This is a genomic window from Acinetobacter sp. YH1901141 (genome assembly GCF_013416935.1).
GTDB classification, from domain to species: Bacteria; Pseudomonadota; Gammaproteobacteria; order Pseudomonadales; family Moraxellaceae; genus Acinetobacter; species Acinetobacter towneri.
In genome coordinates this window covers 107,334-119,431 of the sequence record NZ_VPEY01000004.1, presented here as the reverse complement: position 1 = coordinate 119,431, position 12,098 = coordinate 107,334, and the positions used below count along the sequence as shown (strand labels likewise).

Genomic DNA, 12,098 nt, shown 5'->3' with positions numbered 1-12,098 from the left:
CATGGCAGGTGTTCTGCCTATTTCTTGCTGTGCAGTGCATCCAGTTTTTTCAGCACTTCAGCCACAGCCACCATTGCAAAACTGGACGTAACCACCACAGCCGAACCATAACCACCGCAACGTAAGCCTGCACTTGGGCAAACATCTGCGCTAGAAAATGGATTGTCTATAGAATACACGCAGGTAATACCAAACTTTTCTTTTGGCTTTTTACAAATGCCTTTGCTCCGTAATTGAGCTCGCAATTTAGCCAGCATTGGGTCTTGTTCGGTTTTAGATAAATCTGCCACCCGAATTTTAAGTGGATCAAGCTTCCCGCCTGCACCACCCGATACAATGAGCGGAATCTTGTTAAAACGGCAATACAACATCAACGCCAGTTTAGCTTTAACATCATCAATGCAATCTAGCACCAAGTCAGGGGCTGTTGCCAATAACGCTTTGACGTTATCTGGGCTTAAGTAATCATCCACCAAATTAATTTTGATGCGTGGATTAATCGAACGACAGCGCTCAGCCATCACATTAATTTTTTCATGTCCTAAGGTCGCACTCATGGCAGGTAACTGACGGTTAATGTTCGATGCTGCAACCACATCCATATCGACCAAAGTCAGCTCACCTATGCCTGTACGTGCTAAGGCCTCGACCGCCCAAGAACCAACCCCGCCAACACCAATGACCATCACATGACTATGCGCATAATGTTGAAATGCACTGTCACCATAAATTTTGGCAACGCCTGCAAAACGGCGTTCATATTCGTCATCTTGAAGAAGGTCAGTCATGCGCTCATCAAATATAGTTTCAAGGTAGAGGCATTTTACTGTGTTTCAGGGCTTGGGTGTTGTTTCGCGCACATCTAAAACCCGAAATGTATTTTGCCAAAGCTGTTCAGCCAGCGTTTGCGGCGAGATATTCAAACAAGCCGCCAAACCTTCAAGCACATAGATCAAGTTGGCAGGCGTATTGCGGGTACGGGTTTGAGTATCGGTTTGGCAACATAATGGCGTCATGTCGGGACAGTCGGTTTCCAAAACCAAATTTTCAACACCAATTTCTTGTACAACACGACGCAGTTTTTTTGCATTAGGGTTGGTGATCTGCCCTGTCACACCAATTTTAAAACCTAGCTTGATCAGTGCTTTGGCCTCTTCTACCCCACCACTAAAAGCATGGGCGATGCCGCCAAGTTGAAACTGCTGTTGTTTTAAAATTTTTAATACATCGGCATGCGCTTTACGGATATGTAGCAATACAGGCTTTTGCCAATGACAGGCAATTTCCAATTGGGCTGTAAAAAAATCTTGCTGTTTTTGAAATGCCTCAGCTTGTTTATGTTCAGCTAAAAAAGTATCTAAACCAATTTCGCCCACAGCAACGCAATGCTGCTGTTGTAAAATTTGCTCCAAATCGTGTAAATGCTGACGCTGATGCTGTTCGATATAAAAGGGATGCAGTCCAGGCGCCAAATGACTACGTGGCGCCTGATCAAGTTGATTCAAATACTGCTGGGTTGCAATCAAATCCTGAAAGCGTGATTGCACAAAACCGATCAGTACTAAATGTTCTACCCCCGCTGCCTTGGCCGCATACGCCAATTGCTCCCGATCTGAGTCAAAATCAGGTACATCAAAATGGGTATGCGTATCAAACAGCGCAATGCTCATATTAAGATTTCGCTTTGGTTGTGTTTACTGCACTGGCTTCGGCAGATTTTGCGGTTGCTTCAGAGGCTGCTTCTGTTACAGGCAAATACGCAGCTTTTAAAATCCCCTGCAGTTCTGCATACGGAATGGTTAAACGCGGTAAACCAACGACATAAGGGCCTATTTCATATTCTGCGTATTGCAGAATTAAACCCTGTTGACCTAAATAGTAATTTTCCGACAGCTTAAATTTCCACGCTTGTTCATATTCTTGCACATTGGTGGAAAGTTCAGATGCGATGACCCATTGTTTAAACGCTTCGTAGGCTTTGCGCTCCAATTGTGGACGCTGCTTCTCTAACAGAATGTCATTTAACAATACTAATTTTTTCTGTTCTAAATCAAAATTATAGTATTGCTGTGCCGATGCACCATGCGCTCCTCCCAAATAACTACTGCTATTCAGTACCACGGTTGCCAAAGGCTGATCTGCATTCAAAATTTTAGGCTTAATCATCAAACTGATTTTATGATTTGAGCTTAAAGCTTTCAGTTCCTGATCAAGTACCAAAAAGCTTTGCACATAAGGCACAGTTTGTTTTTCTAATTTTTGCGCCAAAGTTTCCACTTGTGCAATGGCTGCTGCAGTGGGGTTGCTGGCAGGTGCATCTGCAGCACTGGCTGCTGTATTTTCACTGGCTGCATTCTCAACTGCTATAGCCTCAGAAGCCGCCTGCTGTGGTGCAATTTCTAAAATTTGTGCCAATTCTTGAATAATTTTCTGATCAATAAAATGGTCGATAAAGGCCTGATTACTATTCAAACGCTCAATTGAAATTTCAGGGCAGTTATTCCCTTCACATTTAGGCAACGACAAATTCAGTTTTTCAGTATCCCCGACCAGTTTTAAGCTTTGTTGTTCCGCCTGCGTCTGCTCTGGCTCGACTGTTTCTGGTTCGGTTTTCTTTGGCTGACATGCAGTAATCCCTAGCGTTGTAATTAAAATACTGATCGCCAAAATACTTTTATTTTTCAACATGGATCCAACCTTGATTTCATCTATTTTTGCTTGTCACCGTACTCACCTACTAAAACATAGATGGATAGATGTCTGCTTTTAAAACTTGTTGTGTTTGTGCTTTGCTTAGGTAAATATCTAACTGCGTGCCATCTTTGACAATTTCATGGGTGCGATAATGCAATCCTAAGCCCTGATCATCAAAAAACCAATCTGCCTGCCCCCAGTATAATTTGGCAGGTGCTGCTTTTTGCACGTCACTGCTTTGTGTTTTGAGCCAATCCTGATAGGCCTGCTGTACAAAAGTATTCATACGGGTTTGTTGTTTGGCATCAATCACATCTAAAACAGACAAGGCTTTTTGCTGCTTCCGATCTGCCACAAAGAAATAATAGCGTTCTTTGACCTGCGTGCCTTCCTGTTTGCTATCTACCCCGACTTGCAACAAAACATATTGATTGCGTTGATATGCCATACGGGTGTACATCGCCAATTCATAAGCTTTATTTTGATCTAATTGTGCCTGCCAAGCATCGGATTTTTTCACATAGGCATCTACGGCTTGCTGCAAATTCATGTTTTGTTTTAAGCCAATTTGGTCTTGAATCACCATGGCCTGATTTTTTGCAATCCAACTGTTGAGCCATGTATCTTGGGTATTTAAAGTTTGTACTTCTAATTCAATGCAGTTTTTATTTTCACAAAATGGCAAGGCAATTTCTGCCGCCTGTTGCTTGATATTCAAATACGGTAAAACATCCGCTTGATCTTTCTGAAAAATAGACGTTTGCTCATCTGAGTTTTGATCTTGTTTAGATGAGTCACAGGCGCTAAGCAAAACCATCCCGCTCAAAATTGCACCCAGATAAACCGATTTTTGCTGCATGATTTCCCCAATTCATTTATCAAAAATAATCTTTAATCTTTTACCGCCCCCATAATAAAACAGCTTCCTAAAGAAGCTGTTTTAATTTTGAAACTTTTAGGCATGCCGAACATTCATCTGCGCTACGCTGATTGCATCTGCCAGATTAAGCATCATCAACCTGAGGCTTAGTGCTCGCGTGTATTTCTAAACTCAATGTCAGGGTAACGCTCTTGCATTAACTGTAAATTCACACGGCTTGGCGCGAGATAAGTTAAGTGACCACCACCATCGACAGACAACTGATCGTGGGCTTTTTTCTTAAATTCGTTAAACTTTTTCTCATCGGCACAAGACACCCAGCGTACCGTGTTGATGCTGACAGGCTCGTAAATACAATCGACTTTGTATTCTTCTTTCAGGCGATAGGCGACGACTTCAAACTGTAGCACACCAACAGCACCTACGATTAAATCATTGCTGTTTTGTGGCATAAAGACTTGCGTTGCACCTTCTTCTGAAAGCTCTTTAAGGCCTTTTTGCAGCTGTTTGGACTTCAATGGGTCTTTCAAGCGTACACGACGGAACATTTCAGGTGCGAAGTGCGGAATCCCTGTAAATTGCAACTTTTCACCCGAAGTGAAGGTATCGCCAATTTGAATCGTCCCGTGGTTATGTAGACCAATAATGTCGCCCGGCCACGCTTCTTCGAGGTGCTGACGATCACCTGCCAAGAAGGTTAAGGCATCGCTGATACGTACATCTTTATCAATACGCACATGCTTCATTTTCAAGCCTTTCTCATACTTGCCTGAACAGATTCGCATGAAAGCAATACGGTCACGGTGCTTCGGATCCATATTGGCCTGAATTTTAAAAACAAAACCACTAAAGCCTTCTTCATTGGCTTCTACAATACGGTCTTGCGTTGGATGTGCTTTTGGCGGCGGCGCATATTCACTGAATGCATTCAATACATGATCTACACCGAAGTTACCCAAAGCAGTACCAAATAGCACTGGTGTTTGACGACCCGCTAAAAACTCTTCACGGTCTAAAGGCTCATTCGCCATTTGTACCAACTCAAGTGATTCTTCAAATGCCGCCCATGCCAATTCACCTACTTTTTCACGTAGGTCTGCATGGTTATAGCCATCACGTACTTCAATTTCAGGAATGGTTGAACCAAAACCTGATTTGTACACATAAAACTTTTCTTCGATGAGGTTAAACACCCCTGCGAAATCACGCCCTGTACCCATTGGCCAAGTGATTGGCACACACTTAATTTTGAGGACATTTTCAATTTCATCCAACAACTCTAATGGTTCACGAATTTCGCGGTCCATTTTGTTGACGAATGAAATGATGGGTGTGTCACGCATACGACACACATCCATTAATTTAATGGTACGGTCTTCGACACCTTTCGCACCATCAATCACCATCAGTGCAGAGTCCACCGCAGTTAGAGTGCGGTAAGTATCTTCAGAGAAATCTTCGTGCCCTGGGGTATCGAGCAGGTTAATCATTTTGTCTTTATACGGGAATTGCATCACCGAAGTTGTAATGGAAATACCACGTTCTTTTTCCATTTCCATCCAGTCAGATGTTGCGCCACGATCTGACTTACGGCTTTTTACCATCCCTGCAACTTGAATGGCTTGTCCCCATAACAGCAGTTTTTCTGTCATGGTGGTTTTACCAGCATCGGGGTGGGAAATAATCGCGAAAGTACGTCGCTGTGCGACCTGCGCCGCTAACTCATCTTTAAAACTCATGCAAGACACCTACTGCAGAACCGCAGTGTATAAGATCAAAATGATCAATATGAAAAATTGGCGTAATTGTAGCAGATTTGAATCAAATTTTATTGATTGTTGATATGTTCTAATTTATCCACAACTGAGAATATAGTTATTTTTTCAATCTATACTTTTGCTTTTGGCTTTTCGGTTTTTCTGGAATCGTACGTTCAATCAAACCTACTTCTATGGCAGGATTCATATCGTTCTTTTGGAATGTTGCGCTATGAGTTAAACCTAACAACTGCATCAACTCAGCCAAACTATATTCATCTTGTTTCATCACTGAAATTAAACGCTGGACTTGGTCGCTCACTTGTACGCTATCTTGAGCGGTAGCATGATCGCTAGCTTAAGCCGAATGTTTAAACAGCTCTTCTAAACGCTCAACATCCATTGGTAAGCCTAATAAGTAGCCCTGTAATTGCTGACAGCCTAAACGGGTTAAAATCTCAGCTTGCAATGGCGTTTCCACCCCTTCAGCGGTCACAGTTAAACCCAGTTTAATGGCTAACTGAATAATACTTTCTAAAATTAATTCTTCTTTGCTGTCCAAACACAAATCTAAAATAAAAGCACGGTCAATTTTCAACTCATCGACTGGCAATTTTTTCAAATACAAGAAACTCGAATGTCCTGTACCAAAATCATCAATCGCCAATTGAATCCCCATTTGACGCAAACGCTCAAAACTACGAATACTCGATTCAATATGATGCATTGCTGTACTTTCAGTCACTTCAATCATCAGGTGATGGGGTTGAATCTCATAGCGTTTAAACAAGTTTTCTAACGTCGAAAATAAGTGTTTATGTTCAAACTGCACTGCCGATAAATTCACAGCCACAGGAAATAACGGTGCACCCGATCTTTCCCAAATTTGAATTTGTTTAAAGGCTTCTTCTAGCGTCCAATAGCCAATTTGAATAATCAACCCCGTCTTTTCAGCCCCTTTAATAAACATATTTGGGGTAAGTAAACCATGTACGGGGTGATACCAACGAATTAAAGCTTCTACGCCACAAATTTTATGGTCAGCGGCTTTAAACTTTGGCTGATAGAACAACGCAAATTGTTGTTGTTCAACCGCTTTATATAAATCATTAATCAACTTACTTTGGCTTTTGGCCTCAAGTAACTCCAGATCATAATTAAATACCGAACTGGTGTTACGCCCCTGATATTTAGAGGTCAGCATCGCCGCATCAGCATTCATTAAAATATCTTGCAAATTGGTGCCATGCTCTGGATACATCGCAATGCCAATACTGCCTGAAATATTAATGACCTTGCCTGCAATTAAGAAACTTTGCTGAATCAGTTCTAATATTTTTTCAGAAATGAGCGTGGCTTCTGCGATATCGGTATGTTCAATCACCAAAAGAAATTCATCGCCACCAATTCTTAATAACTGGGTATTTTCGCCCAAGTGGGATTGCACACGTTTAGACAACTGAATCAGCAATTGATCGCCAACATGATGCCCAAATACGTCATTCACCGCTTTAAAGCGGTCTAAGTCGATATACAAAAATGCAATTTTAGTGTTTTTTTGCCGATGCTCAGAAAAAAGCAATTGTGCATATTCAGCTAAATATAAACGGTTGGGCAATTTGGTCAGGTTATCTTTGACTGCCTGATTGGCCAATTCACGGTTGGCTAAAGACAATTGTCTGCTTTTTTCTTCTAAGCGCAGCTCCAGCAGAGATACGCCCACCGCAGCAGCAAAAATCAGACTGGTCACTAAAATAACCACCAACAGAGCTGGCCCTTGCCCGATCTGGAAGTGCCCTGATTGAGGCAAATCTGCTGTAGAGTAAAAATGCAGTGCTTCCATGCCTATATAGTGCATGGCAACAATGCTCAGACTCATGAGCACCGCAATGAAAATTTTATATTGTGCCTGACGCCCCATTCTGCACTTGGAATGAAACATAAACCAAAAGGTAAGTATTGCTCCGCCAATGGCCACTAATACAGACAGCAAAACAATGGTAGGATCATAATAACTACGGTAGCCTTCTACCTGAATTCCCATCATGCCCGTATAGTGCATGCCTGAAATACCCAACCCCATTAAAATGCCGCTCAGGATCAAACGCGCCACAGGCAAGGTCGATTGCGTGGTCAGCCAAACCGCAAACGTAGAGGCGATAAATGCAATAACAAAAGATAGGGTCGTAAAGCTAAGATCAAATTGATACGGTGCAGGTAACTGGCAGGCCAACATGCCCACAAAATGCATACTCCACACTGCCGCACCCAGCAGCAAACCACTCATGATTAATGCAATTTTTTTTAGTTGTTGTTGTACATTTTGAAAAAGCATTTGCCCAACAGACACTGCAAAATAGCAGGCCAATACTGAGATTGCTACCGAGCCAATTACCAAGCTCAGATCATAATGTACATGCATCATTAGATGTATCCATCTCTGTCATATTTTATTGTTTTTCGGCTACTCAATCTCACACTCTCTTATAAATAATAACTAAAAAGCAACCTGAACGACGGATTGATCTAGCAAAGACTGCATTGACTTAAGAGTCTAATACTATTCCGCTTTGGTCAATAGTCAAATATATAATATGTCATCATGAAATAATGGCAATTCAAAACTGCTAAAAATAGCTGTCTGACTCAAAGCTATATGCATCTTGTCACTTTACTTTTCGCTTTAGGATGAAAAAAACCAGCAACTTTTCGCTGCTGGTTCTATTTGATTAAGATTCTAACATTGTTTTAAGGTTGATTCGGCTCAGAAACACCTTTTTGTAACATGGCATAGTCTTGCAACACCTGCGCTGCTTCAATCACAAAAGCTTCTTCCTCAGGTAAAGCAGGGCGTTGTGCCGCTTTCATTTTGGCACGCGCTTCTGCCAAAGCATCAATAGATGCCTGATAGCTTTCCCAATTAGCAAATGGTTTCAAACCTGTTTCCTGACGGCGTTTGTTTTCCGCAGTCAGCGTTTGTTGCTCCAAAGCTAACAACTCTGCTCTGCGTTGTTCAATATCTAACACAATGCTTTTGCGATCTTCAGTTTGTTTGGCAATTTGCTTACGTTGTTCCAAATATTGAAATTGCGGATCAAGCGTGACACGTTGCTGTGACAATTGCCCTAGCTTGGTGATGTACGGCTGTACTGAACCTTCACGCTTAAATGGTGCAGTTGGAATAGTATCCCACTTCAAAGCATTTTTCGCTTTGCGTTCACCAAACTCCTCATTGTAAATATCCACCAGTTTAATGTCAGGAATCACACCTTTGTTTTGGGTACTTCCACCTGTAATACGGTAGAACTTACGTTGAGTTAAGGTCGCCTGCCCATAGGCTAAGGTGTCGAGTTGTACCTGCGCTGTACCTTTACCTGTGGTGGTGCTACCAATCACAATCCCGCGCTGATAGTCCTGAATTGCAGCAGAGTAAATTTCACTGGCCGAAGCAGAAGCAAGGTTAATCATCACTGCCAATGGGCCTGCATAAGTCTGTGCACCGCCATCGTCATCTTCAAATACGCTCACGTTGCCATTGCCATCACGAATTTGCACTACAGGGCCTGATTTGATTACTTGCCCAAGCATACGTGCCACTTCTTCTAGTGAACCGCCAGGGTTGTTACGTAAATCGACAATAATCCCTGCGACATTTTTGGCCGCCAAACTTTTCAGGGCATTGTTGGTATCCTCCGACACCGAGCGATATTCATTGCCTGCACGACGTGCACGGTAATTCAAATAAAAGGATGGAATTTCAATCACACCATAGGTATAAGTTTGACCATCACGTTTGATGTCAATCGTTCGTGAGCGAACTCCCGCATCTTCTTCCTGAATCACATCACGCACAATGGTCACATTACGCGCCTGATTCATCGCCGCACCCGCACCCAACAAACGCACAGTGACTTTGGTGCCACGTTTACCGCGAATCAGCCCCACAATTTCATTGCTCGGCCAACCCACAACATCCACCATTTTTTCGCCATCTTGCGCCACACCAATAATGCGGTCACCCGATTTCACCTGCCCTGTTTTACTGGCAGGGCCACCTTCAACAATGGTTTCAATTTTAGTGTAGTCTTCATTGCCTCGTTCAGGACGAATCGACACCCCAATCCCTTCAAGCTGCAAAGTCGTTTGACGATTCAGCTCCATCGCATCAACAGGTGGGAAATAATTGCTGTGCGGATCATAAGTCAGCATCATCGCATTCAAAGTTTTATCCAGCACATCATCGCTCTTTAAACGATCCATGCGCTCTAACTGACGAGTATAACGCTTAGTTAAAGTCTGCACTGGAGTCAAATCTTCTGGACTTGCCAAATCCTGACCATTGGTCAATTCAGGGTTATCTTTAATGGCTTTTTGTTTTGCCAATTCTTCTTCTTTGCTAATGGTCAGGTTAATGAGCTGTGACACCAACATTTTTTGCCAATGCTTACGCATTTCTGCTTCAGTATTAAAGAACGGTGCTTTTTCCCGATCTGTTTCAATCGTGACATTTGGCTGTTTTAAATTTTGTGGTTTTTTCAGCTCTGCCAACATGAAATGATAAAACTGTTTTAAGCGTTCACGATACTGTGCATGAATTTGATACGGCCCCGCCAAATTGCCTGCTTTTAATGAAGCGCCAAATGTTGCTGCATATTGTTTGCGGTATTGCTCAACTTCTTTAGCCAAAAACAAAGTATGGTCTGGGTCTAAACTGTCGATATAAAAATCAAAAATGCGCTGCGACGTTGCGGCATCTAAACGCTGATTTAAATAATGCTGACGATCGACCAAGGTCGCCAATTGACGCGAAACCAAAGCTTGTTCCTGCGTCGGCACAATACTGTTAGCAACGACAGCGGTATTATTGGCTGCAATTGCCTCGTTAATGGCGTGAGAAAAGAAAAAACCGCCAGTTGCTATTGCAACCGCACAAGCGATGGTTTGAAGTTTCATAAAAATATTTACGTCCTTGGTTTTTGACCAATCTCTGCTTTTCACAATGAATTGAGCAGATTCAAAATCTTATACAACTTAATTTGGGTCTATCGTGTAGTTTTATCATAATCTGTGCTGTCAAAATGTAGCAAATCATTGCAGAATTCAGGTATTGTTTTTTTATTGATAAAAATCGAATACGGACACCCAATATGATTGGCGCATTGATGCTCGACATCGCTGGCACAGAACTTACTCAAGAAGATATTGAACTATTAAGCGCTCCGCAAGTCGGTGGAGTCATTTTATTTGCCCGAAATATCCAATCTCCTGCGCAAGTACGCGCCTTGACCGACCACATGCGTCAGGTACGCCCTGATATTTTAATTGCAGTCGATCAGGAAGGCGGACGCGTACAACGCTTAAAACAAGGTTTTACCCTATTGCCTGCTATGGGTAGATTTGGCGAGTTATACCAAAACGAACCTGAACGTGCCTTAGATTTAGCCGAAGAATGTGGCTGGTTGATGGCCACCGAAGTATTAGCCGTAGGCATTGATTTTAGTTTTGCACCCGTTTTAGATTTAAATGACATCAGTGATGTCATTGGAGATCGTGCTTTTGCTGCGCGTCCTGTCGATATTATTGCTTTGGCAGATGCTTTTTTACGTGGAATGCATCGTGCAGGAATGGCAACCACAGGCAAACACTTTCCTGGACATGGATCGGTTAAAGCAGACTCTCACGTTGCTGCCGCGATAGATTCACGTTCTTTTGCCGAAATTCAACAACAGGATATGCAAACCTTTATCCAACTGCAAAATCAACTGGATGCGCTCATGCCTGCGCATGTCATTTATGATCAGGTCGATCCGAACCCTGCAGGTTTTTCTGAGTTTTGGTTACAGCAAGTGCTTCGCAAAGACTTGGACTATGATGGTGTACTCTTTTCGGATGATTTAAGCATGCAGGCGGCTTGTGTAGCAGGCGATACCGATGCACGTATTCATGCCGCTTTGCTTGCAGGCTGTGACATGGGATTGGTCTGCAACAACCGTGCTGCACAACGATTGGCTTTAAATGCGATTGCCGATTTACCCTTGCCGAATCAGGCACGTTTAGAACGCATGCGTGGTAAAATCCCTGAACTTAGTGCGGAGTTTAGCATTGCTGAAGTTTTAGACTTGGGTGATGAATGGCGAAGCGTCCGTGATCGTATCTTGGCATTTAAAGAACAAAGTGCCGCGCTACTGGCAGCACAAACTAGTCACGACCCGACCAATTACTCAAGTACCACTAAAAACGCTGCAACGTGAGATCACCACAAACTAACTAGGGTCTGTTGACAATTCGTCTATGTTTGCGACGTGAGAGATATATCTCGCAAGATTTTTTAGCTGATATAAGGCATGGGACAGGAAATTTAGTCATTCTAAATGACTGGCACATAACGCAATAGCAGCAAAAAATATGCTCGCCCCCTTGCGCAGCAAACAAAGCAACGCTTTGTTCTTGCTCATGTGGCTAAAACTTTCTCAGATTGCGTTATGGAACTTGAAAATAGGTCCACTATTCCCTGCATTTTATGCCTGATCTGCTCAGTTTTAGCCTACAGCGCAAGCCATTTATGAAATGTCAACAGACCCTATACGCCTTCACTTTTTCACAGCATTTATACGACAAAGGAACACGACAGCTTGTTCCTTTTTGATTATGATAAACTTATTCTATTTTGAGTATATGCCTGACACCGCAGCTTGAGTGTCAAAGCATGCCTAAAAAGACAACGACCACCATACAAACAATTAAGGTCTATACGAAAATGACAAAAA

At 42.6% G+C, this 12,098-nt stretch carries 8 protein-coding genes and 1 pseudogene; 1 reads left to right on the top strand and 8 read right to left on the bottom strand.

Annotated elements, in window-relative coordinates:
• Window positions 1-17 precede the first annotated feature (17 nt).
• The 8 genes and pseudogenes from FTV52_RS04005 to FTV52_RS03970 all read right to left on the bottom strand — a co-directional run bounded on the left by FTV52_RS04005 (window position 18) and on the right by FTV52_RS03970 (window position 10,284).
• On the bottom strand, window positions 18-788 hold the full coding sequence (locus FTV52_RS04005) for a ThiF family adenylyltransferase (protein WP_179989958.1): 771 nt from the start codon (window positions 786-788) through the stop codon (window positions 18-20).
• A 45-nt stretch (window positions 789-833) separates the two neighbouring features.
• Window positions 834-1,670: a TatD family hydrolase gene (locus tag FTV52_RS04000; protein WP_179989956.1), complete on the bottom strand. Its 837-nt coding sequence runs from the start codon at window positions 1,668-1,670 to the stop codon at window positions 834-836.
• 1 nt (window position 1,671) lies between these two features.
• Window positions 1,672-2,688: an RsiV family protein gene (locus FTV52_RS03995; RefSeq protein ID WP_096901396.1), complete on the bottom strand. Its 1,017-nt coding sequence runs from the start codon at window positions 2,686-2,688 to the stop codon at window positions 1,672-1,674.
• A 49-nt stretch (window positions 2,689-2,737) separates the two neighbouring features.
• Complete coding sequence (locus FTV52_RS03990; RefSeq protein ID WP_004974888.1) at window positions 2,738-3,553, bottom strand: hypothetical protein; 816 nt, start codon at window positions 3,551-3,553, stop codon at window positions 2,738-2,740.
• A 167-nt stretch (window positions 3,554-3,720) separates the two neighbouring features.
• On the bottom strand, window positions 3,721-5,313 hold the full coding sequence (locus FTV52_RS03985; protein WP_004974887.1) for a peptide chain release factor 3: 1,593 nt from the start codon (window positions 5,311-5,313) through the stop codon (window positions 3,721-3,723).
• Between the two features lie 136 nt (window positions 5,314-5,449).
• Window positions 5,450-5,686, bottom strand: a pseudogene (locus tag FTV52_RS03980) (Fic family protein); the annotation flags it as partial.
• A 3-nt stretch (window positions 5,687-5,689) separates the two neighbouring features.
• Window positions 5,690-7,756, bottom strand: a complete 2,067-nt coding sequence (locus tag FTV52_RS03975; RefSeq protein ID WP_154320324.1) for a bifunctional diguanylate cyclase/phosphodiesterase — start codon at window positions 7,754-7,756, stop codon at window positions 5,690-5,692.
• Between the two features lie 323 nt (window positions 7,757-8,079).
• Entirely contained in the window at window positions 8,080-10,284 is a 2,205-nt protein-coding gene (locus tag FTV52_RS03970; protein ID WP_096901393.1) for a carboxy terminal-processing peptidase, read from the bottom strand.
• Window positions 10,285-10,478: 194 nt separating this feature from the next.
• Between FTV52_RS03970 and nagZ the strand changes: the two genes are divergently transcribed.
• The gene (nagZ, locus tag FTV52_RS03965; RefSeq protein WP_179989954.1) at window positions 10,479-11,582 is read left to right on the top strand and encodes a beta-N-acetylhexosaminidase; all 1,104 of its coding nucleotides are present in this window, start codon (window positions 10,479-10,481) and stop codon (window positions 11,580-11,582) included.
• Window positions 11,583-12,098: the final 516 nt, after the last annotated feature.